The following is a 25,188-nucleotide window of genomic DNA, read 5'->3' as shown; positions in this document are numbered from 1 at the left end:
TCAACACATATAATAATGTTAAAAATAATTTAATTTAAAATACTTATTTATTGTTTGTAAACCTATAATATACATCAATCATATTTTAATCTGTACATTATATTTTTTAATTAGTGCAATTTTTAGTCACTTATTATTTTATGTAACTCATATAAACTATCTTCTGTTTTTTCAATATCAAAGAAATATATTTGTACATTTACTCCATCATATGATTTAAAAAATAAAATACTATAATCACCACAGCTTAATATCTTTTTAGCCTCATAATTATAAGGATAGATTATAATAATTTTATTTGCATTGTACTTTTTTGAATAAGCATACATTTGGTACATATCACTTTGAGATATACCATAATTTTTATTATAATTATCATATAAGTTTTTCCATTTAGTATCTAATATTATAGTCTCTTCTGAATTTTTCATTATAATATCAGGCTTTAATTTAAATTTTTTAGGTGTATCAAACAAATACATTGTTTCATCTTTTCTTGCTTGAATTATGACATCAAATTTATTAAATAAATTACATTTTTTAATACTATTGGCTACGTAATTCTCAAACACTTTTTCCATAGGAAATAGTAATGAGTACGATTTACTCCCACCTTTATAACTTGTAAATCCTTTATTTTGTAAAAATATTTTACTCCACTCTAGTGCAAGCTTATAATCATTCATTAAACGATTATTGGTGCATCTTGAAAAATCCTTTTCATAATTTAATGATTTATCTACTTCGTCAAAAGCAAAATAATATTTTTGTATTCTATTTTGTATATTAGATTTAGATGTAACATCTTTCAACTTCAATAAAGTTGATTTTATAATTCTATTTTCAGGTATGTTTTTACTATACTCGTCATATTCTAAGTAGAATTTGTCCTTACTTATTATATTCTTTGATATATGCTTATTTATCAATAATTTACCTCTTAAATAATTTAAATTTCCTTCTTCTTTGATATAAGATGATTTAATTCCCTTTTTTATTAATACAGATACTTCATCTAGAAACATAATTATAAATATATCTAAAATTTCCATATTTATAGTGTCTAAATTAGCCATGTTAAAAGTTTTAAAAGGCATATCTTTTACGCTCTTTAACATTTTAAGAAATATCTTTTTTGTCTTTTTGTATGAATCTTCATGACTTGATATATATATCTTAGGTAGTATCTCTATAGTAACACCTTTAGGTGTTTGTATGGTCCCTACATAGTTCTTAGCCTTAATTATTTTTCCAATTCCCTTTTTATAAGAAATTTGCATCAAATCATGATTCTCTACATCAAATTCATTTTGATTTTCTAATATAAATGACTCTATATATTCAAATATGTCATTTGGTACCACTACATTTCCTTCTTGTTCTAGCTTTCCTATATCTATATTTTTTGATTCTTTTACAAAGAAACCATATTCTTTTATTGCATATATGTTTTTACTCATTATATATTCCTTCTTCATTTATTTTTGAGTATATTTTTATATATGAATTAGGTTCTTTAAAAGCTTCTTCATTTATTTTAAATAATTTCCTGTCATCTAAATCAAAATCATTTCCAAATAATCTAGAGTCTATATTTTCTTCCTTTATAAAATGTAATCTACTATCGTCTACTTGATTATCACCTAAAATAAGCCTTATTTTATCATAATCGTCATAGAAATATTCTTGTAATAATGGTATTATTTTTTTCTTTAATGTCCTTTCCAGGTCTTCTAGTGTAGCCTCTTTTTTAACTAATTCTATAAAATAAGCATGTCCTATTGTATGCTCTCTATCGTAAAGTACTTCTATTCTTTTATTTATTGTTCTTATAATTTCACATACATTTATTACTTTTCCACTACTATTTATTTCTATATCAGTCCCATTATTAAGTTGGTTTAATATATTTACATCTGGCATCATTTCAATAAACTCAAATCTTCTTCTTAATGCTGTATCTAATAATGCTATAGAACGATCTGCAGTATTCATAGTTCCTAGTATATATATGTTTTTAGGAACTCCAAATTCTGATTTTGAATAAGGTAGCTTTAGAGTCATTGCTTCTTCTGACCCTATTCTCTTTTTATTTTCTATTAGAGTTATAAGTTCACCAAATATCTTAGACATATTACCTCTATTTATTTCATCTATTATAAATACATAATTATTTTGTTGTTCATCTTTGCTTGCCTTACTGCAAAATTCTTTAAATATACCATCCTCGACAGTGTAAGATATATCAGAATTAGGTTCATTATTATTCTCTTCTTTATTTTTTATAACTGGTTTTATTCCCTCTATAAATTCTTCATAGCTGTAAGACTGATGGAAAGTTGTAAAAATAGCATGCCCATCAACTTTATATCTATTAAACCTATCTATTATATCCTTATATTCTTCAGTATTTATTTCACTTTCCGTTTTTCCTTCTATAATCCTAACTACATACTTTGCTATATTGTAAGTCTTTCCTGTTCCTGGAGGTCCATATAATATTGTATTTTTATCTACTCCATGATCTTTATTATTTGAATATTGTGTAACTGTATTATATAAGGAATCTTCTATATTTTCGCTTATAATATCACTTGTAGACGTTATACTATTTATACAAGCACATTCTTGTTTGTGTAAGTTGTTTAAGTTCATTATATAAAAATGTATAAATTCAGGTTTAAAAGCACATACCAAATCTCCTGTAGAGTTATAATATTGTGCAAAACCATCTCTCATAGCTCTCGATATATGATTTACATCTGTAAAGCACGACTTTGATGACCCTGCATTTTTATTTTTTTTAGATTCCCATGCAATAATTATAGGTGTATTATATTCACTATCAGATATAATATCTGGTTCATATATTCCTAGTAATAGAGTCCTATTACTTTCATCATTATTTCTGGCTAATGGAATTCTATCTGCACTTGAACTTATCTGAATTCTCTTTTCCATTGGTCTATTTTCTCTACCACCATTACTTGCTCTCCAACAATATATGTACATATCTATATCTAAGCCTGTGTTCCTTAATATTCCATGATACGGATTTGATTTTAAATTATCAAATTCGACGTCCCATCCATATGATTTTAGTGACGTTTCTAGAATATTTTTTATTCTTGATGTGTTAGGACCTGAAGGTTCTATACTTCTTTCATATGTTCCATCTAATTTTGCTTGATAATATTTTTCTTCCATACTATACTCCTTTTTGTACTATGTTATTAATATAATTATATACATTATTTTCTATATTTTAAATATGCAATAAAATAAGGACCTTTTGCCTTAGGTCCTTTATTATTAGAAATACATTTGCTTTATTTTTTCTGCTATAACTTGTACTAACTTTACAGGTACAGCATTTCCAACTTGTCTCCACTGATCTTTCATATTTCCAGTTAATTCATAATGATCATCAAAAGTTTGTATTCTTTTAATTTCAGATATTCTTAAAAACCTATTTTTCCAATGGAATGGCCCCTGATTGTTGGAAAAACTAGCTTGTATTGTCCAAGATGGTCTTTCTGGAGATAACTTAAGTAAAAATGACCAATATCTAGATCTCCATTTAAATACAGGTTCTGGATAACCTCTTTCTTCTGTAAAATAAAGATAATTTTCTCCTGGAGGAACTAGCTTAAGTAAATCTTTATGTTTAGATCCAGCTTCCATATCTTTATCTTCTGGTAAATCATAATCTAAATCACCTATAGCTTCTTCACAAGTAACCCATGGTCTCATGCCCTCATGTATTAATGGACTGTATTTTTCAGGGTCATAGTGTGTTTCATTAGGAAATACAAATGGCTTTCCTTCTCCTCTTTTTACCCCTACACAAATAAACCTTTGCCTAGTTTGAGGCACTCCATAGTTTGCTGAATTTATAACTTTGTATGTTATATCATATCCTAATCTATTAGCTTCAACTTTTAATAAATCAAATGCTGATTGATGAGGCTTAAAAACAAACCCATTTACATTCTCAAAGAAAAATACTCTTGGATTCAGTTCCTCTAGTCCTCTAAAGTAATTATATAATGTAAATGAATTTTCATCTTCTAAAGCTCTTTTTTTATCTTTAAGATAAAATCTACTCTTAGAGTATGCAGGACATGGCGGACCTCCTACAAAACAATCTACTCTATCAAGATTATTTTCTCTTAGTATAGCCTTAAAATCTACTTCTCTTATATCCTTACATTCTACTTTTTTATGAGTATGTCCATTTATTTTAGCATTATATTTTAAAGTATTACATGCTTTATCCCAAAAATCTGTAGCATATATAACATCAAACCCTGCTTTTTCAAATCCTAAGTCTATACCTCCCCCTCCAGAAAAAATACTTACTACACTTATCATTTTATTTTGCCTCTCCTTTATAAAATCTTTCTTTTCATTTAACTCATTCGTATTATATTCTTTAAGTAATTTACTAAATATTTCTTCTAGTACATTTATAGGTATACTATTTCCACTCAATTTATAAATTTTAGTATCCATATCTTTTATTTTTTCATAATCATCTAAATCAAAGCATTGTAATAGTAAGGATTCTTTAGGTGTTATTTTTCTAATAAATCCTTTACTTGAAATAACATTGTATCTTCCATTTAACTGAGCTGATAAAGTAGTCATTAATCCATTCTTTGAATATACTCTATATTGTTGACTAGGTTGTTTATTATATATGTCTTTACTATTCAAACAGATAACTTTATTTTGTATTTTACCAAATTCCTCTGCAATAGCATCTTTTACATTTAAATTAATTGACTCTTTCATTATTTTTTCTTTTATTTCAGCTTTTATGTTATCACAATCATCATCAATTAATAGTTCATACAGTGTTTTCATAGGTCTATTAGACTTTTTAGGCATTACAAAATCACCCTCTAAGCTACCTACAATAAATACTCTTTCTCTATTTTGACATATACCAAAATTCTTTGAATTTAATAATTCATATTTAACAATGTATCCTAATTCTTCTAAACTATATATAATTCTATTTAAGTCATCCTTAAACCTAATATTAAGTAAGTTTTTTACATTCTCAAAAACTACATATTTAGGTTTTTTATGACTTATTATTCTCATAGCATCCCATACTAGTCCACTTCTAGTACCTTCTTTCATACCCTCTTGCTTCCCATTATGACTAATGTCCTGGCATGGAAAACCTGCTACAAATAAATCAAAATCATCTAAATTCTTTTCATCAATTTTTGATATATCTCCTAAGTTTTTATCTTCACCATACAATTTTTTGTATGCTACTATAGCATCGTTATTTATTTCTGATGTATATATTACTTCAAAGTCAATTCCTATATTCATCAAGGCTTTTCTTGGAGCTCCAATACCTGCAAATGCTTCGAATACCCTTATTGTCATTTTATCACCTCTCAAATCATTGTAAGTATTTTATATTCATTCGCATCTATGGTATATTTAGGTAATTTTTCACTATTATAAGTATAAAAATATCTATTTCATAACTATTTATTATACATCATATTTTTCAAAATTCAAATCATATTTTAATAGTATGCCTATACAAATAATAAGAGTACTTTTTATTTATAGATTATCATTTATTATTTCATATATATATGAAATTTATGTTAATTAGTTATCCATTTTTTTAAAATATAAATATAAATCCTTTTATATTTATCTGTATTTTGATTCATTCTTATATGTGGATTTCTTCCATACAAACATATATTTATTAGCATTTGATTCAATTTTTGTTCCATCTATAAATACATTTTCAAACAGAATTTCATCAGAGCCAATTAAAATTTAAACTAATTATTTAGATAAATTTTGTAGAAGAATAAATGAATTTTACATAAGCATAAACTAAAATTTTAAACAGAATCTTCAGATTAACCACTGGATTTCTCCATTTGGAGGAGTATGCATCATATAACTTGCTATAGTCCAACTACTCTAAAATTAGGATAATTAGTCTTACTGAATCATCTTGTTCATAACACCCATATCTGCTATAACCAAAATGTTATTTTTCACAGAACAATTATCACATAGATTAGGGGTTCTTAGGAACCCCTTTTCTGCTTTTGTATAATAGTTGACTATCATAAAATTTCTTTTTAAATTTATTTTGTAAAAATAAATTTAAATTAACCTTTATATAGTAATATCTATAACTTATTCTTTTAATACTATCAGATTTATACTTAATATAATCATAGCTACAATTACATAAATAAAAGCTGTAGCTGATGACACAATTCCAGAATCATTTACTAAAAGAGTTACAAAGCATCCTGCTATTGACGCTATAAATCCTTTAAATATAATTGGATATTCATCAATTAATTGTTTAAAGTATCTAATCTGATTAATCATAAGAACTAAGATAACCCCTATCCCAGTTAATAGTATATTTACCCATGCACTGGTTTGAGCTAGTTTCAAGTTCATTTCTATCTTTCTGCTAAATGTTTGTATTATTTCTCCTGGTCCATTAAAGTAAACTTCTTTTACAAACATACCTAAATGTGAGTTGCTTCCTGAAATCATATCTATAGCTACAAAGGCGCCTAAAACAAGCAATACTGCTACACCTAATAATACAACTTTTTTAAAGTCTATTTTTACATTATATATCAATAGTATAAATAGTAAAAATGCAACACATTCAGAAATAGCAGTTCCAACATTTGCACCCATAGCTGGAGATGCACTCGTAATTAAGATAACTAAAGAAAATACTATTACAGACCACTTTGGTATCTTTTTATATGTAAGCAAAATCGCAAATGTAAATATTGCACTACCTATTGCCACTCCTTGATATTCATTTCCTACTCCGTAGTATCTAGCCCCAATTATACAATCATAACTCATTACATTACTTTTCATTAAATATGAACCAAATGCAGAATCAATAACCATAATCAATATAGTTAAACCTGTAAAGAATAACATATTTTTTAAATCATTCTTTATCAGAACTTTGCTTATTAAGTATATAGTAAGTGTTATTATAATTATTCCTAAAGATATTGCTACTGGTGTTTTAAAATTCATTATTGGAGTTATCATAAATGATAATGGCATTACTATTCCTATTTTTAGAAATTCTTTTAATATAAAAAATATTGTTTCTTTGTGATTTTTCGATATATGCTTTCTAAATAGAATTAGAATCATAGCAACTATCCATGACAAAAACACTATACTTACAAATCCATTAAGTATTGTAGACCTTATGCTTGAAACAGATACTATCTTTTGGTATTCATCCATCAGATACTCTTTATTATCATCTCTGTTAATAAGTTCATACTTCTTTCCAACCATATTTTGATTTTTTATATCAAAGTTATTTAATATCTCAGCTCCAACATCTAGATTAGTAACAATACCTTCTCTTCTAGTAGTTGAAGATGATAACATCCCTTTTCCATTGCCATTTAATTTTATTATTGGAGAAAGCCTTCTTTTATTTTTATAATCTAAATCACTTGGAAATGCACTAGCTATGTAAACAGTATCATTTTCTCCAACCATAGAAAATATATTTTTTAAATATTCATCTATGTTTTTTTCTATCTTGTCTTTCATGTTTTTATATGTTTTTTCATTCAAGTTAGATTTATATAAATCTAACCTATATGTATCTCCAAGTTCTACAAAAACTACATCACTATTTTTATAAGCTTCTTTAGTTTCAGCAACAAGCTTAGTGTAATCAGTTGATATTCCATAAGGCATAGATAAATCTTTTTTATTGATATTATCTACATTTCCGTAAGAAATTCTACCATACTCATCCATAGCTGTTAAGCATAAGTTTCTATTTTTTACAAGTTTACCATTTTCAACTATATCTGCATTTCCTAATACAGATGTTTTTAATTTATTTTCAGATAAACTTTGACCTAATGAACCTAATGTAGAACCATATTCTCCAAAGTTTAGATTCTCATTTATTGACATATTTATAGTCAAATCATTTATACCTTTTGCTTTCTTACCTGTAGCTGATTCAAAAACTATATTTCTATCTTTGCTTGAGCTTTCAAAATTAATATCTTCTTCATTAGCTACATTGGCTCTTCCTCCAGCACCCATACTGGCATATGACCTTCTATCATCACTACCTTTATCGCCTCTTATGTTCATCAAGCCAATATATCCTCTATCTTCTAGCTCTTCTCTCAATGATTTTATTCTTAACATATTGTTCATACTAGTTCTATTCATATCTATAAATATTACTTTTCCATGCGTTGGTATATCATCTGCAAAGCTATACTGGCTCATCGATGTTAATATTATGATAAATGTTGCTAAGAAAGATATAATCTTTTTTCTCATAAATTCTCCCTGCTTTCTGATTTAAATCCTCACACTTAAGAATACATTAAACATTGTCGTTATAAACAAATAAATTTGGACCATCTATTTATAATAAACAGCCCAAATTTTAGGTTTATTTGAATATATCAATTTTTAGGTTTTGCAAATATCATTCTACCAGCAGGAGTTTGAAGAACAGAAGTTACTAAAACTTTTATAGTCTCATTCATATGTTTTCTTCCTCCATCAACAACTATCATAGTTCCATCATCTAGATATGCAACACCCTGTTGAGCTTCTTTTCCTTCTTTAACCACTTGGACAACCATATCTTCACCTGGTATTGCAACTGGTTTTATAGCATTAGCCAACTCATTTATATTTAATACTTCAACACCTTGAAATTGAGCAACCTTATTTAAGTTATAATCATTAGTAACAACTTTTCCATTTAATACTTGGGCAAGCTTTAATAATTTACTATCAACTTCTGCTATATCATCAAAGTCCCTTTCACTTATTTCAACCTCTATATTTAATTCTTTCTGAATTATATTTAATATATCCAGACCTCTTCTACCTCTTACTCTTTTCAAATCATCTGAAGAATCTGCAATATGTCTTAATTCTTCCAAAACAAAAGCAGGAATAATAAGTTTTCCTTCTATAAATCCTGTTTTACAAATATCAGCTATCCTTCCATCAATTATTACACTTGTATCTAATACTTTTGGAGGTATCGCCTTTACTTCTTTTTTATTATCTTTATCCTTATCCTTATCTTTAATAGGATTTGCCAATCTTCCTAATTTTCCAATATTAAATAAATCATTTTTACTTTTAAGCGCAACTTTCATTCCAAGATATCCTAGGAATAAATATAATAGTAATGATAATATTCCACCTACTATTGGTATTCTATTTACTAGCCCACTTAATAAATATGCAATTACAAATCCTACTATAAGACCCATAGACCCTAATAATATATCTGTTTGAGGATATTTTGATAGTTCTTTATCCACAACTTTAGCAATTTCTTTTGTTCTATTCACAACCCATGGCTCTATAAGATATCCTAAAATAGCTATTACTATACCTGCTACTACAGCTGCTATATAACCATAAGTTTCTTTTCCAAATGTTAATATTTCAAAATCTCTCATCAATGTTAAATAGGTCGTTATACCTATCGTAAATCCAAGTAAAATAAACAATATCCTTGTTACTTTCCTTATCAATGCTTCACCCCCTAGTTATACTTATCTATTATAGACCAAAGTGTATATTATATTCAAGAAAAAAGTAGTAAAATTCACTTAAAATTCATTATATGTGTCTATCTAATAATACTAATTGTTTCATTTTTATAAGTCCATTTTTTATATATGTTGCTCTTATTTCACCTATTCCTTCAACTTCATCTAACTCTTCAATAGACGCATCCAATATTTCTTGAAAGTTTTCAAAATAATTTACTAAGTTTTCTATTATTGCTGTTGGTAGTCTATGTATTTTGCTAAGAATTCTATAGCCTCTTGTTTTTATAGGCATATCCATACTTTCTGAAAATCCACTATACCCTAATAGTTTTGCCATATTAAATAATTCTATTAGTTCTTCTGAATTTAAATTTTTAACTTTTTTCATAAGTTCTTTTATTTCAGTATTTTCTTTGTTATAATCTTTGAATATTAATTTCTGATCTATTCTAGTTGTACCCATTAATTCCTCTAATTGCATGCTTACTAAAGTTCCTTCATCCCCCAATTCTATCACATATTTTTCAATTATACTTGTAACTCTCATTACCATTTCCATTTTCTGCATGACTAACGCTACATCATAAATAGTTACCAAATCATTAAACTCTAAAGCATTTAAATTAGTTATAGCTTGTTCTAATACTGTTTTATATTTTTCTAAAGTTTGTATTGCTTGATTTGCCTTAGTAAATATCTTAGATATATCTTCGACCACATACTTCTCATTTCCTCTATAAACTGTTATAACATTTCTTCTTTGTGAAATTCCTATGACTATAGCACCAGTTTGTTTTGCTACTCTTTCCGCCGTTCTATGTCTAGTTCCAGTTTCTGATGTTTCTATAAAGTAATCTGGTATAAGTTGTGCATTAGCAAATAATATTTTCTTTACATCACCACTTAAAACTATCGCTCCATCCATTTTGGCTAATTCATATAGATATGATGGTGAATACTCTGCATTTATAGCAAATCCTCCATCTACTATTTTCATTACATCTTCATTTGTTGCAATTACAATTAAACCGCCAGTCTTAGCTCTTAGCACATTGTTTAGGCCTAATCTAAGAGGGGTTCCAGGAGATATCATTTTTAATGCATATAGCATATTTTTGTTATCCAAAAAATTCTCCATATTTATTGATTCCTCCCAAGTACTATATTTATAGCTTGTCTTAAGTTGTCTACTGGCCATATTTCTATACCTTTAGTATCTTTTACAACATCATAATTACTTCTAGGAACTACTATCTTTTTAAAGCCAAGTTTTTTGCACTCAGCAATTCTTTTTTCTATAAAACTTACTGATCTAACTTCTCCTGTAAGTCCTACCTCTCCTGTAACAGCTATATCTTCATCTATAGGTATATTTCTAAAGCTAGATGCTACAGAAATAGCTATTCCTAAGTCAATCGAAGGTTCATTTATCTTTATACCTCCAACTATATTTATATATACATCTTGGTTTTGTATTTGCAGACCAACACGTTTTTCTAAGACTGCTAATAACATACCAACTCTATTATAATCTACTCCTGTAGATGTTCTTCTTGCTATACCAAAACTTGTTGGTGAAACTAATGCTTGTAATTCAAGTAGCATTGGTCTTGTACCTTCTACAGTGGATATTATGACTGAACCTGCTACATCTTTTGGTTTTTCAGATATCAAAATCTTAGACGGGTTATCAAGCTCTACTAATCCCAAATCCCTCATTTCAAATACTCCAAGCTCATTTGTTGAACCAAATCTATTTTTAACAGCCCTTACTAATCTATATGTATTATATCTTTCACCTTCAAAATATAAAACAGTATCAACCATATGCTCTAATAATTTTGGACCTGCTAGTGAACCTTCTTTGGTTACATGACCAACTATGAATGTTGAAATTCCCATTTTTTTAGAAATCTTCATGAATTTTGAAGTACCTTCTTTAATTTGGCTGACAGTTCCTGGTGCTGAAGATATTTCTGGACTAAAGACAGTTTGAATTGAGTCTAGAATTATTAATTGTGGATTTACACTTTCTAAATAAGATTCAATTATACTCAAATTATTTTCAGCAAATATATATAAATTTTCTGAATTAATACCTAATCTTTTTGCTCTCATTTTTATCTGTGATTCTGATTCTTCTCCAGTTATATATAAAACAGTCTTTCCTAAATTAGCTACATTACTAGAGACTTGAATTAAAAGTGTGGATTTACCTATACCAGGGTCTCCACCAACAAGTACTAGAGAACCTTTAACTATCCCTCCACCAAGCACTCTATCTAATTCTTTTATATCTGTTGTAAACCTTTCTTCTTCTTTACTCTCTATTGAAGTTATACTAACTGGTTTAGATGAAGATTTATCTATTATAAAGACCTCTTTTTTTGTGCTTTTTTGATCTACTTCTTCTACAAATGTATTCCATTTTGTACACTCTGGACATTTTCCAAGCCACTTAGCTGTTTCATATCCACAAGATTGACATACATATTTAGTTTTTATTTTTGCCATATTTTAATCATCCTTAATTTATTATTATATACTATAATTTTAGCATATGTGAAAGATAATAGGTAAAGATTAAAAAAAATAATTAAGGGCAATGAATTATTTTAGATTCATTGCCCTTAAAATTTTCTTTAAACCCTAAAGCTTATATCTATAAGATTTTAAAATGCAACTCTATTGAATTATTTAGTTTCAAAAACTATTTTTTCATCTTTAACTTTTGCTATTATATTACTTCCTTTTTTTACATCGCCTCTTAAAATCGCTTCAGATAACTCATCTTCTAGTTCTTTTTGTAAGGCTCTTTTAAGAGGTCTTGCTCCATATTCCAAATCAAATCCAGATTTAGAAATTAATTTTATAGCTTCATCACTCATTTCTAGTTTTATATCCATATCTTTTAGTCTTTCTTGTAATTTATCTACCATTAAAATTACTATTTTAGATATATGCTCTGTATTTAATGAATGGAAAACTATTATATCATCTATTCTATTTAAAAACTCTGGTCTGAATCTTTGCTTTAATTCACCCATTATGTTTTCTTTCATTTTTTCATATTGAGACTTTTCTTCTTCATCTCCTTTAGCTATACTAAACCCTAAAGTTTTTTGTCTACCAATTGTAGATGCACCAACATTTGATGTCATTATCACAATCGTATTCTTAAAATCAACAGTTCTTCCTTTTGAATCTGTTAATCTACCATCATCTAGAATTTGTAATAGAATATTAAACACATCTGGATGAGCTTTCTCTATCTCATCAAATAAAATAACTGAATATGGGTTTCTTCTTACTTTTTCAGTTAATTGACCTCCTTCATCATGACCTATATAACCAGGAGGTGAACCTATCATTCTTGATACAGCATGTTTTTCCATATATTCAGACATATCAATTCTTATTATTTGATTTTCATCTCCAAATTGCACTTCTGCTAATGCCTTAGATAACTCTGTTTTCCCTACTCCTGTAGGTCCTAAAAATAAGAATGAGCCGATTGGTCTATTAGGGTCCTTAAGACCTGCTCTTGACCTTCTTATTGCCTTGGAAATAGATTTTACTGCTTGCTCTTGACCTATAACTCTATTGTGTAAGATTTCTTCAAGTTTTAAGAGTCTATCAGCTTCTTCCTCAAGAATTTTATTAACAGGTATTCCTGTCCATAAACCTACTACTTCAGCAATGACTTCTCCATCAACTAAATCAGAATGTTTAGATGACTTATTCCATCTTTCTCTAACATCTTCTAATTGTTTTTTAAGTATGCCTTGTTCATCTCTTATTTTTGCTGCTTTCTCAAAATCTTGGCATCTTACTGCCTCTTCTTTTTCTTTATCTATATTTTCTATTTCTAATTCTAATTTTTTTATTTCGGCTGGAGGAGTATTTTCCTTTAGCCTCACTTTTGATGCAGCTTCATCAATCAAATCTATAGCTTTATCTGGTAGATATCTATCTGATATATATCTAGTTGATAATTCTACAGCTGTTTTTATAGCATCATCAGTTATTTTAACTTTGTGATGAGCTTCATATTTATCTCTCAATCCTTCTAATATTTTTATTGAATCTTCTTTACTTGGTTCATCCACCATAACTGGTTGGAATCTTCTTTCTAGTGCAGAGTCTTTTTCAACATGCTTTCTATACTCATCTATTGTTGTTGCACCTATAACTTGTATTTCTCCTCTAGCTAATGCAGGTTTTAATATATTTGACGCATCTATAGATCCTTCTCCTGTAGACCCAGCTCCTATTATTGTATGCATCTCATCTATAAATAAAATTATATTTCCATTTTTAACAACTTCATCTACAACTTCTTTAATTCTTTCTTCAAATTCTCCTCTATATTTAGCACCAGCTAATAATGAACCCATCTCTAAAGAATACAAAGTTTTACTTTTTAGTGTTTCTGGAACATTTCCTAATGCTATATTTGTTGCTAAACCTTCAGCTATAGCTGTTTTACCTACTCCTGGGTCTCCTATTAGCACAGGGTTGTTTTTAGTTCTTCTACTTAATATTTGTATAACTCTTTGTATTTCTTTTTCTCTTCCTATAACAGGGTCTATTTTATTTTGTTTTGCATATAGTGTAAGATTTCTTCCATATTTATCGAGAATCTTGGACTCTGTTTGATTTTGGTTGCTCGTGTAACTATTTTCTGATTTATATTGATTATTATCACTCATACCCATCATATCAATTGTTAATTGGGCTAGAGTTCTGTCATTTACACCTGCATAGTTCAAAACTTTATTAGCTATTCCTTCTCCTTCTTGAATAATAGCTAATAATATATGCTCAGTTCCTATATAATTTGTTTTTAATTTATTTGCAAACATTCCTGATAGTTCCAATATTTGTTTACTTCTTGGGCTTAATACTATGTCTTCTGGAATTCCTTCGCCCTTACCTTCCATATCAATTATTTTGCCTTCTAAATAAGCCTCTGTAAATCCAACTTTACTTAGAACTTTGGCAGCTATTCCTTCTTCTTCTTTTAAAAGCCCTAAAAGTATATGCTCGCTTCCAACAATATTATGCCCTAAGTTTTTAGCAGACTCAAACGCTAAATCAATTGCTTTTTTAGCTCTTTGTGTAAATCTATTGAAGTTCATAATTTATCCCTCCTCTTAATTTTTCCAAAGTTTCTCTAATGTATGTTGCTCTATTTATATCTCTATTTTCAACATCATCACTCTTATACATTATTGACTGATGTGCTGGTTGTATACCTATCATAAGTTGTTCTATAGCTTTTAAATCTAGTTTTTTTATATAGTTCATTTCTATTCCCATTTTTATATTTGATAGATGACTCATTGCCTCTGAACTACTCATTACCCTTGAATTTTCAAGTGTTCCTATTGACCTAAATATTTTATCTTCTAATTTTATACCCAATTTTTTTTGTAATATTTCTCTGGCTTTCACTTCTTTTGAAATTGCATCCTTTGTAAGACCACTTACATTCTCTATAATATTAGACTCTGTTCTTCCAAGCGTAAGCTGATTAGATATTTGGTATATATTTCCCAATGCTTCTGTTCGCTCTCCATATATACCTCTTATTGCTATACCTATTTGTGATGAAATCTTATAAAGTTCATCCATATAGCCTAATTGACTCAATGCAGGCAAGTGCATCATTACAGAAGCTCTCATTCCAGTTCCCGTGTTAGTTGGGCAAGATGTTAGATAACCCAACTTTGTGCTAAATGCATACTCTAAATTTGATTCTAATAAATCATCTATCTCATTTGCTATGTTATAAGCATTTTCTAAATTTAAATCATCACACATAGTTTGTATTCTTATATGGTCTTCTTCATTTATCATTATACTTACAGTTTTATCTTTTTTTACTATAACAGCACTTTTATCATTTTCTGCTAAGTCTGGACTTATCATATGCTCTTCAACCATAAGCATCTTTTTAGATTGGTCTAAATCTTCAATCTTATAGAAATCAAACTCTTCTTTATGTTCTAAACTAGAATTCATAAATGCATTTTTTACCTTTTCTATTATTTCCATAGCACACTCTTTATCTAACCTATTTGGAAAAGGATAATTGCTCAAGTTCCTAGCCAGCCTAACTCTTGATTTCATGACTATATTCTCTTTCATAATATCACTCCAATCTTAGTCAATAGAGCCTTTCAAATACTTAATCTTATCTCTAAATTGAGCAGCTAATTCATACTCTTCATTTTTTATAGCTCTATCCAAATCTTCTTTTAATTCTCTAATCTCATTTTCTACACTTATTTTATAAAAAGATTTTTTAGGTGCCTTACCTATATGTTCTATATGACCATGTATATTTTGAAGCATTGGATTTACTTGACTACTAAATGCATTATAACATTCACTGCATCCAAATCTTCCATTATTCTTAAATTCACTATATGTCATATTACATTTTTGGCAAACTAACTTTTCTTCAAGCTCTTTTTTAGGTTGAAATCCTAAGTTGGAAAATATATCCATCATTGAAAAAGGCATATCTAAATTAAAATTCATCTCTGTATTTTCTTTAGCACATTCACTACACAGATACATTTCTGTCTTTTCTCCATTGACTATTTTATTATAATATACAGATGCTTTATTTTTATTGCATTTTTGACATAGCATAAATTATCACTCCTCTATACTAAATACTCCTATTATTATATTCTTTAAAACATTAGACCTTACCTTCTCTTTTAATTCATATACTGGCATACATAATGATTTATCATCTATTGCATATAATATTAGTTTTAATTCTCTTTCACTAATTAAGTCTGATTCTCTCAAACTTTCCACCAACTCTTTTGCTTTCTTATAGGATATTTGGCTTCCTATTCTTTCGTTTAGTATTTCTCTAATATGTCCATCTTTGCTTCTTCGTATTTTTTCTATCTGAACATATCCTCCGCCACCTTTTTTGCTTTCTATATAATAACCTTTATCTATGGTAAACCTTGTTGTTAAAACATAATTTATTTGTGATGGTGCACAACTAAACAAGTTTGCTAGTTCATTTCTTTGAATCTGTATACTATTATCCTCTTCCATCAAATCTTTAATAAATTTTTCAATTATATCTGTCATAGTTGCCATTTATATCACCACACACCTTTTTATTTTGACTTTCTTTGACTACTATTTTACACCTATTATTTAAATTTTTAAAGCCCTAAATTGTGTAAATTTATTTTTTTCATAATAATTTAAATAAGGTGTCCATCTTTTGTTAAATATAATCTTCTACTTCTTACATTTATAACAATTAAGTCTTAAAATTATTGGTTATTAATTGATTTTTAATGTATCTATACCTTGTATTTGTAAATATACCTTCATATCATTATTATTAAACATTTCTAAAAATAATAATATAAAAAGATACTTTCTTTTATTAAAACAGTTTAAGAAAGTATCTTTTATTCTTCACATTTTTTATTACTTTAATTTGGTTTTTTCTTGTTTTTTATAAAAACACATAAAAACTAGATATACACTTCTTTAAAATAAGTATATACCTAGTTTTAATTACAAAATTATTTTACATAATAGATGGATATTAATTATTTAATGTTCTATCTTCTTTATTACTTTGCAGTAGCTAGTCCAATTATTTTTTCTGCAAATTGTGATGGAACCTCTCCATATCTTTCTAATTCCATTTCAAAATACCCTCTACCTTGTGTCATTGCTCTTAAATCTATTGCATATTTAAATGTTTCTGCTTGTGGAGCCTCTGCAAATATTATTTGTTTTCCTTTATTATCTGGCTCCATACCAAATATTTTTCCTCTTCTCTTGTTTATATCTCCCATAACATCTCCCATATATTCTTCTGGAACAGTTATCTTAAGTTTCATAATAGGCTCTAATAATATTGGATGAGCTTCCTCCATACCTTTTTTAAATGCTGCACTTGCTGCCATCTTAAAAGCCATTTCAGAAGAGTCTACATCATGGTATGAACCATCATAAAGTGTAGCCTTTATATTTGTAACAGGGAAACCAGCCAATACTCCTTTTTGCATAGAATCTTTTAACCCTTTTTCTACTGCTGGTATATATTGTTTTGGTACAGACCCACCAAATATTTCTTCTGTAAATTCAAAATCAGATTCACATCTTTCAAATCTTATCTTTACATCTCCATATTGACCATGGCCACCTGATTGTTTCTTATGCTTACCTTGTACATCAGCTGTTTCCTTTATAGTTTCTCTATAAGGAACTTTAAGGTCATTTAATTCAACATCTACCCCGAACTTATCTTTCATTTTATTTTTAATTGTTTTTATATGAAGCTCCCCTTGTCCTCCTAAAAGAGCTTGTTTTGTCTCTGTATTTCTATACCAATGTAATGTAGGGTCTTCCTCTACAAGTTTGTTTAATACAGCAGCTACCTTTTCTTCATCACCCTTATTCTTAGGATTAACAGCATAATATATTTGTGGTTTAGGGAAGTCTATCTTATCTAAAGCTTCTGCATCTTTATCTACAGATATAGTATCTCCTGTCTTTAGAGAATTAACTTTAGTTACAACTACTACATCACCAGCCTTAGCTTTGTCTATTTCAACTAACTCACTATTTCTCAATGTATATATGTTAGCTATTTTTTCTTTTATGTTTTTGTTTATATTAAAAACTTCTTTATCTTTAGAAATTGCACCTTGAGTAATTTTTATATATGACATTTTTCCTACAAATGGGTCAACCATAGTTTTAAATACTAATCCTTTAAATGGCTTACTCTCTTCTGTAAATATAGGTTCTAGATAATTTGATATTGTATCTAAAATTTCTTTTGTTCCTATATTATTTATAGTTGAACCACATATTACAGGTATAATATCTCCTCTTTGTATACCTATAACAATACCTTTTTGGATTTCTTCTGTAGTTAACTCTTCTCCATTAAAATACTTATCTAATATTTGATCATCTGTTTCTGCTATAAGTTCCATTAAAGCTTCTTTTACACTCATAGCTTGTTCTTTAAATTCACCTTCTAAATCATCTATATTTTCAAATACATTATGTAACTTGACAAAGTTTTTATCTTTGTATATAGGACTTATCATTGGAACTATCTTATTATTGTATTTTTCTCTTAACATTGCTATTGCATCTTTATATCTTGCTTTTTCATTATCTATTTTATTTATAAACATTATCTTAGGAATACTCTCAGTTAGTTCTAATGATTTCTCTGTACCAACTTGAATAGGTGCTGTTGCATCTATTACTATTATTGCTGCATCACTTGCTCTAAGAGATGATACAACGTCTCCGCTAAAGTCAAAATATCCTGGTGTATCCAATAAGTTAAACTTATAGTCATTATATTCTATAGGTATTAATCCCATACTATAAGTCATATTTACCTTGTCAGTTAATTTAGGTATCTTATTAGTGTTTGCTGTGTAAGCTATAGTTTCGATTAGATTTGTTTTACCACATCCGCTATGTCCTAATACTGCTACATTTCTCAACATATTACTATCATAAACCTTCATATAAGCACCCACCTTTTAAATTTATGTATTTTCTCTTAGCTGTTATTTCCTAAGAAATAGTCTAGAAAATGTTTATTATTTTTAGAATTTTTAGATAACATTTTCCTTACTAGCTTTATTTCTACATAGGGATATAATTTTCCTCTTTTTTTTAACAAATATTTAATTTAAACAAATAAAAACACTCTAAATATTTAATAAAAATATTTTAGAGTGTTTTATAAGTTGTTTCAATTCAATTATTTCATTATCATTAATAGTTGTTTATCTTCAACCATATCATCTTCTTTTACTTTAATTGATTTAATTACTCCATCAGTTTTAGCAACTATTATAGTTTCCATTTTCATTGCTTCTATAACTATTAATGGTTGATTTGCTTTTACTTCATCTTCTTCTTTAACCATTATTTTTATAACTTTTCCTGGTATACTTGCTCCGATTTGAAGTGGATCATTCATATCAGCTTTCTCAACATTAGTAACTTTTCCAGAGAAGTTTCTATCTTTTATTTCCACTTCTCTAACCATTCCATTTAATTCAAAGCCTATAGTTCTAAATCCATCTTCTTTAACTTCACCAATTTCAACTAATCTTATTGTTAATACTTTACCTTCTTCTATTTCTACTTCACATTCTTCATTTTTATTTAATCCATAGAAGAATACATCACTTTCAAGTTTAGATATATCATTATAATGTTGTAAATGTTTAATATAGTCTTCATAAACTTTTGGATATAAAGCATAACTTATAACATTTCTTATATTTGCATTTATATCATATTTTTCATTTAGATATTTTGCTATGTCATCAAAATCTTCTGCTGGTAATAGTGAACCAGGTCTTACTGTAATAGCTTCTTCGCCTTTTAAAACTACTTCTTGTAAATCTTTTGGGACTCCACCTTCTGGTTGACCAATCATACCTTTACAGTAGTCTACAACAGAATCTGGGAAGGATAAGTTCTTACCTTCTTCTATTATATTATTTTTATCTAATTTATTTTTAGTCATAAAGATAGCTAAATCTCCTACAACTTTTGAAGATGGTGTTACTTTTATTATATCTCCTACAACTTCATTAGCTTCTTTATATTTTTCTTTAACTTCATCAAATCTATTAACTAATCCTAAACTATCAGCTTGAGGTTTTAAGTTTGTATATTGACCTCCTGGTATTTCAAAATTGTATATTTCTGCACAAGAGTTAGTTAAGTCACTTTCAAATTTATTATAGACTTTTCTTAAATCTTTATAGTATTTTCCTAACTCATCATATCCAAATAAATCTATACCTGTATCTCTTTCTGTATTTTTAAGAGCTTCTACTATTGCATTAAGTGATGGTTGACTTGTAAGTCCTGCCATAGATTCTAATGCAGCATCAATTATATCTACACCAGCTTCTGATGCCATCAAACAAGTTGCCACACCATTTCCACTTGTATCATGAGTGTGTAAATGTATTGGTGCTTTTACATTTTTCTTTAGTTCTTTAACTAATGTATAAGCAGAATATGGTTTAAGAAGTCCTGACATATCTTTTATTGCTATTATGTCTGCTCCTAAACTTTCTAACTCTTTTGCCATCTTAATATAATATTCTAAGTCATATTTAGTTTTAGTCTTATCTAATATATCACCTGTATAACACATAGTTGCTTCAACTATTTTTCCAGTTTCTAGAGCTGTATTAATAGATGGTTTCATATTTTCAACCCAGTTTAATGAGTCAAATATTCTAAATACATCTATTCCTTGTTTAGCAGACTCTTTTGTAAATTCTTCTATTACATTATCTGGATAGTTTTTATATCCAACTCCATTTGATGCTCTAAGCAACATTTGGAACATTATACTTGGTATTTCTTCTCTTAGTTTTTGTAATCTACGCCAAGGTGACTCTTTTAAGAATCTATATGCAACATCATAAGTAGCTCCACCCCACATTTCAAGTGAGAATAAATCTTTTTGATATTTTTCTGTTGGTTTAGCAGCTTTTAATAAATCATATGTTCTTAATCTTGTTGCCAATAATGATTGATGTGCATCTCTCATTGTTGTATCTGTTAATAATAGTCTTTTATCATTTTTTATTTTTTCTATATATGCAGATTTACCTAACTTATCAAAAAGTATCTTACTTCCTTCTGCCTTTGAACCATCTTTATTCATTCTTGGTTCATGTAACGCATCAAATAATGGTTTTTCTTGACAAGCGTTATCATTTACAATTACATCACCTATAAATTGAAGTAATTTTGTTCCTCTATCTTTACTTTCTGTTATTTCAAATAAATCTGGATTTTCATCTATAAATTTAGTACTACATTTACCATTTGAGAATATAGGATTATTTAAGACATTAACTAAGAATCCTACATTAGTCTTAACACCTCTAACTCTAAGTTCTTTTATAGATCTTATAGTTTTGTTTATTGCTCCTTGGAATGTTCTATCCCAAGATATTGTCTTAACCAGTAAACTATCATAGTGAGGACTTATGTTTGCTCCTGTAAATCCATTTCCACCATCTAGTCTTATACCAAATCCTGAACCAGTTCTATAAACTTGAATTTTACCTGTGTCTGGCATAAATCTATTTTTAGGGTCTTCTGTAGTTATTCTACATTGGATAGAATACCCTCTTATTTCAACATCATCTTGTGATTTTATATTTATTTCTTCACTATCTAGGCTGTATCCTTGAGCTATTAATATTTGACTTTGAACTATATCTATTCCTGTAACCATTTCTGTTACAGTATGCTCAACTTGTACTCTTGTATTCATTTCTATAAAATAATGACCACCATTTGCATCTACTAAGAATTCTAGTGTCCCTGCATTAGAATAGCCTACATATTTTGATAACTTGACTGCATCATCACATATTTCTTTTCTTACTTTTTCATCTAATGAAAATGCTGGTGCATATTCTATTATCTTTTGATGTCTTCTTTGAACAGAACAATCTCTTTCGTATAAATGAACTATATTTCCATAGTTATCCCCTAATATTTGAACTTCTATATGTTTTGGGTCAGCTATATATTTTTCTATGAATATAATATCTTCACCAAAAGCTTTTCTTGATTCACTACAAGCAGTTTCATATTCAAGCTCTAAATCTTTTTCATGATGTACGATTCTCATACCTCTACCGCCACCACCATTAGATGCTTTTATCATAACAGGATAACCTATTTTATTTGCAACTTCTTTTGCTTCTTCAGTACTTCTTATTGCTTTTTCCACCCCTGGTATAGTTTGAACATTAACTTCTTTTGCAATTTTTTTAGAGTTTATCTTATCCCCCATCATATTCATTACTTTAGATGATGGGCCTATAAAAGTAATTCCATTTTCTTCACATTTACGAGCAAATTCTGCATTTTCTGCTAGAAAACCATATCCTGGATGTATAGCGTCAACTTTTTTTCTCTTTGCTAAGTCTATTATTCCATCCATATCTAAGTATGCATCTATTGGACCTTTGCCTTCCCCTATTAAATATGATTCATCTGCTTTTGTTCTAAATAATCCGTATTTATCTTCTTTACTATATATACCAACACTTTTTATCCCCAATTCTGAACAGGCTCTAAATATTCTTATAGCTATTTCGCCTCTATTAGCTACTAGTATTTTATTAAACTTTTTAAGCATACTCTATTCTTCTCCTTTATTGTTTGTGTAATATTAAAGATTATAGACTAAAATACTTTATTTTTGAAGATGTTTAAGCAAGTTCCTTAATTAATAAGATAAATTTATAAATATATATAATTTTTAGACTGTATAAACTCAATTTACCTCACTAAAATTAAGGGGTTTTTTATGGGATTTCAGACAAACTTGTGTGAAAATTTCTACAATTGACCTTATTTTATACTATTTTTTTCTCTGTTTACATAATTATTTTCATCTTTACGTAATATTTCACATACTTTTCTCAATATAGTTCATATCTTAATCTATCTGTCTTAACAAACGTTTTATTACATCAGAAAGTTTTAGATGACCTAAATCTGCATATGCTATAACTAGTATTATTTTTACTACTCCTTCTACCTCATCTAATTTATATGCTCTAGCATTTATTATTGTGTACTTTGGCATAAGTTCTTCTAAACCTAGTGCAAGTTCATCAGATAAAGTCATATATTCATCAAATTTTTCCTCATCAGATAAGGTGATATATTCATCTTGCTCACTTATAATAGTATCTAAATAATCCATATTTATACTTAATTGATAAGCTATTATGTCCTCTCTTTTTGTGCTTTTACTCAAATCCTTTTCAACTTTGAACTTACTATTCTTATCTATTATTATTTTAAGTTCTTCACTATCAACTATTTCATTTCCTATAATTATATACAAACTTTTTACCTCCTAAATATAAATCTTTTTTAATCAAAAATAAAACCTCTAGTAAAATTACTAGAGGTTTGCACTGGTGGGATTAACAGGGCTCGAACCTGTGACCCCCTGCTTGTAAGGCAGGTGCTCTCCCAGCTGAGCTATAATCCCTCGATGTTTATATGGTGCGCCCAAAGGGACTCGAACCCCTAACCTTCTGATTCGTAGTCAGACACTCTATCCAGTTGAGCTATGAGCGCATTTTATTGGAGGCGACACCCAGATTCGAACTGGGGATCAAGGAGTTGCAGTCCACTGCCTTACCACTTGGCTATGTCGCCACCTTTTTGGTGATCTATCCGCGACTCGAACGCGGGACACCCTGATTAAAAGTCAGGTGCTCTACCGACTGAGCTAATAGACCATATTAGTTGGGGTGGATAATGAGAGTCGAACTCACGACCTCCAGAGCCACAATCTGGCGCTCTAACCAACTGAGCTATACCCACCATATATCTTCAAATTTAATGTGGTGGGCCATCAGGGACTCGAACCCCAGACCTACCGGTTATGAGCCGGGCGCTCTAACCAACTGAGCTAATGGCCCACATTAAATTTTTAGTAGCGGTAATAGGAGTCGAACCTATGACCTTTCGGGTATGAACCGAACGCTCTAGCCAACTAAGCTATACCGCCATATTCTTGGTGCCCAGAGGCGGAATCGAACCACCGACACGGGGATTTTCAGTCCCCTGCTCTACCGACTGAGCTATCTGGGCATTTGGCGGAGAGGGTGGGATTCGAACCCACGGCCCCTTTCGAAGTCACTGGTTTTCAAGACCAGCTCCTTAAACCACTCGGACACCTCTCCATTGGTGATCTATCCGCGACTCGAACGCGGGACACCCTGATTAAAAGTCAGGTGCTCTACCGACTGAGCTAATAGACCATATTTTTATTTGGCTGGGGATGCAGGACTCGAACCTACGCATACATGAGTCAAAGTCATGTGCCTTACCGACTTGGCTAATCCCCAATATATATGTGGTGAGCGCACAGGGATTCGAACCCCGGACACACGCCTTAGAAGGGCGTTGCTCTATCCAGCTGAGCTATGCACCCACATTGCAATATAAACATAAATTTGGAGCGGGAAACGAGATTCGAACTCGCGACTTCAACCTTGGCAAGGTTGCGCTCTACCACTGAACTATTCCCGCTCGTTTATTAAATTAAATAAAAATGGTGCGGATGAAGGGAGTCGAACCCCCACGCCAATGGCGCTAGATCCTAAGTCTAGTGCGTCTGCCAATTCCGCCACATCCGCGCATTTTTTTGGTGGAGGATGGTGGATTCGAACCACCGAAGTCGATGACAACAGATTTACAGTCTGCCCCCTTTGGCCGCTCGGGAAATCCTCCGTATTAATTTTACATGGAGCTGGTGATAGGAATCGAACCTACAACCTGCTGATTACAAGTCAGCTGCTCTACCGTTGAGCCACACCAGCATTTTTTATATTTTATTTTGGCGACCTGGAAGGGGTTCGAACCCTCGACCTCCAGCGTGACAGGCTGGCATTCTAACCAACTGAACTACCAGGCCGCAAATGGTGGGACCAGCAGGGCTCGAACCTGCGACCCCCTGCTTGTA

Annotated in this window: 14 protein-coding genes and 17 tRNA genes; all 31 read right to left on the bottom strand. The window is 29.4% G+C overall.

Annotation, left to right across the window (positions count from 1 at the left end):
* Positions 1–122: 122 nt before the first annotated feature.
* The 31 genes from IC218_RS20575 to IC218_RS20425 all read right to left on the bottom strand — a co-directional run bounded on the left by IC218_RS20575 (position 123) and on the right by IC218_RS20425 (position 25,140).
* A complete protein-coding gene (locus IC218_RS20575) occupies positions 123–1,460 on the bottom strand; it encodes an McrC family protein (RefSeq protein ID WP_227825405.1) in 1,338 nt (445 codons plus the stop codon).
* Complete coding sequence (locus IC218_RS20570) at positions 1,453–3,207, bottom strand: AAA family ATPase (RefSeq protein WP_227825404.1); 1,755 nt, start codon at positions 3,205–3,207, stop codon at positions 1,453–1,455. Before IC218_RS20570 ends, IC218_RS20575 begins: the two co-directional genes overlap by 8 nt.
* A 105-nt stretch (positions 3,208–3,312) precedes the next feature.
* The gene (dcm, locus tag IC218_RS20565) at positions 3,313–5,409 is read right to left on the bottom strand and encodes a DNA (cytosine-5-)-methyltransferase (protein ID WP_227825403.1); all 2,097 of its coding nucleotides are present in this window, start codon (positions 5,407–5,409) and stop codon (positions 3,313–3,315) included.
* 783 nt (positions 5,410–6,192) lie between these two features.
* Positions 6,193–8,370 (bottom strand): hypothetical protein, encoded by a 2,178-nt coding sequence (locus IC218_RS20560; protein WP_227825402.1) that lies wholly within the window; start codon positions 8,368–8,370, stop codon positions 6,193–6,195.
* Between the two features lie 128 nt (positions 8,371–8,498).
* Complete coding sequence (locus IC218_RS20555; RefSeq protein WP_227437104.1) at positions 8,499–9,593, bottom strand: PIN/TRAM domain-containing protein; 1,095 nt, start codon at positions 9,591–9,593, stop codon at positions 8,499–8,501.
* 88 nt (positions 9,594–9,681) lie between these two features.
* The gene (disA, locus tag IC218_RS20550; protein ID WP_227825401.1) at positions 9,682–10,752 is read right to left on the bottom strand and encodes a DNA integrity scanning diadenylate cyclase DisA; all 1,071 of its coding nucleotides are present in this window, start codon (positions 10,750–10,752) and stop codon (positions 9,682–9,684) included.
* 2 nt (positions 10,753–10,754) lie between these two features.
* On the bottom strand, positions 10,755–12,128 hold the full coding sequence (radA, locus tag IC218_RS20545) for a DNA repair protein RadA (protein WP_227437108.1): 1,374 nt from the start codon (positions 12,126–12,128) through the stop codon (positions 10,755–10,757).
* A gap of 179 nt (positions 12,129–12,307) precedes the next feature.
* A complete protein-coding gene (locus tag IC218_RS20540) occupies positions 12,308–14,755 on the bottom strand; it encodes an ATP-dependent Clp protease ATP-binding subunit (protein WP_227825400.1) in 2,448 nt (815 codons plus the stop codon).
* Entirely contained in the window at positions 14,742–15,767 is a 1,026-nt protein-coding gene (locus IC218_RS20535) for a protein arginine kinase (protein WP_227825399.1), read from the bottom strand. The genes IC218_RS20540 and IC218_RS20535 overlap by 14 nt, the downstream gene beginning before the upstream one ends.
* 15 nt (positions 15,768–15,782) lie before the next feature.
* Positions 15,783–16,277, bottom strand: coding sequence for a UvrB/UvrC motif-containing protein (locus IC218_RS20530; RefSeq protein WP_227437113.1), 495 nt, complete (start codon positions 16,275–16,277; stop codon positions 15,783–15,785).
* 6 nt (positions 16,278–16,283) lie between these two features.
* Positions 16,284–16,748: a CtsR family transcriptional regulator gene (locus IC218_RS20525; RefSeq protein WP_227437114.1), complete on the bottom strand. Its 465-nt coding sequence runs from the start codon at positions 16,746–16,748 to the stop codon at positions 16,284–16,286.
* A gap of 491 nt (positions 16,749–17,239) precedes the next feature.
* Entirely contained in the window at positions 17,240–19,168 is a 1,929-nt protein-coding gene (locus tag IC218_RS20520; RefSeq protein WP_227437116.1) for an elongation factor G, read from the bottom strand.
* Positions 19,169–19,407: 239 nt separating this feature from the next.
* The gene (locus IC218_RS20515; protein WP_227483617.1) at positions 19,408–22,839 is read right to left on the bottom strand and encodes a pyruvate carboxylase; all 3,432 of its coding nucleotides are present in this window, start codon (positions 22,837–22,839) and stop codon (positions 19,408–19,410) included.
* Positions 22,840–23,142: 303 nt separating this feature from the next.
* The gene (locus IC218_RS20510; RefSeq protein ID WP_227437120.1) at positions 23,143–23,556 is read right to left on the bottom strand and encodes a hypothetical protein; all 414 of its coding nucleotides are present in this window, start codon (positions 23,554–23,556) and stop codon (positions 23,143–23,145) included.
* A gap of 74 nt (positions 23,557–23,630) precedes the next feature.
* Positions 23,631–23,706 (bottom strand) — tRNA-Val (locus IC218_RS20505).
* Positions 23,707–23,718: 12 nt separating this feature from the next.
* Positions 23,719–23,795: transfer RNA gene (locus tag IC218_RS20500), tRNA-Arg, on the bottom strand.
* Between the two features lie 7 nt (positions 23,796–23,802).
* Positions 23,803–23,876 (bottom strand) — tRNA-Cys (locus IC218_RS20495).
* Positions 23,877–23,883: 7 nt separating this feature from the next.
* A tRNA-Lys gene (locus tag IC218_RS20490) sits at positions 23,884–23,959 on the bottom strand.
* A gap of 8 nt (positions 23,960–23,967) precedes the next feature.
* Positions 23,968–24,044, bottom strand: a tRNA-His gene (locus IC218_RS20485).
* Between the two features lie 21 nt (positions 24,045–24,065).
* Positions 24,066–24,142 (bottom strand) — tRNA-Ile (locus IC218_RS20480).
* 15 nt (positions 24,143–24,157) lie between these two features.
* Positions 24,158–24,231: transfer RNA gene (locus IC218_RS20475), tRNA-Met, on the bottom strand.
* A gap of 7 nt (positions 24,232–24,238) precedes the next feature.
* Positions 24,239–24,314: transfer RNA gene (locus tag IC218_RS20470), tRNA-Phe, on the bottom strand.
* A gap of 3 nt (positions 24,315–24,317) precedes the next feature.
* Positions 24,318–24,406: transfer RNA gene (locus IC218_RS20465), tRNA-Ser, on the bottom strand.
* 2 nt (positions 24,407–24,408) lie between these two features.
* Positions 24,409–24,484, bottom strand: a tRNA-Lys gene (locus IC218_RS20460).
* An 11-nt stretch (positions 24,485–24,495) separates the two neighbouring features.
* A tRNA-Gln gene (locus IC218_RS20455) sits at positions 24,496–24,571 on the bottom strand.
* 9 nt (positions 24,572–24,580) lie between these two features.
* Positions 24,581–24,657: transfer RNA gene (locus IC218_RS20450), tRNA-Arg, on the bottom strand.
* 23 nt (positions 24,658–24,680) lie between these two features.
* Positions 24,681–24,755: transfer RNA gene (locus tag IC218_RS20445), tRNA-Gly, on the bottom strand.
* Between the two features lie 23 nt (positions 24,756–24,778).
* Positions 24,779–24,862 (bottom strand) — tRNA-Leu (locus IC218_RS20440).
* 9 nt (positions 24,863–24,871) lie between these two features.
* Positions 24,872–24,956: transfer RNA gene (locus IC218_RS20435), tRNA-Tyr, on the bottom strand.
* Between the two features lie 14 nt (positions 24,957–24,970).
* Positions 24,971–25,045, bottom strand: a tRNA-Thr gene (locus IC218_RS20430).
* Between the two features lie 18 nt (positions 25,046–25,063).
* Positions 25,064–25,140, bottom strand: a tRNA-Asp gene (locus tag IC218_RS20425).
* Positions 25,141–25,188 lie beyond the last annotated feature (48 nt).

The organism is Clostridioides sp. ES-S-0005-03, assembly GCF_020658455.1.
In the GTDB taxonomy this organism is placed as follows: Bacteria; Bacillota; Clostridia; order Peptostreptococcales; family Peptostreptococcaceae; genus Clostridioides.
Note: the sequence above shows the minus strand (reverse complement) of the source record. Positions and strands in the feature narration are given on the sequence as shown.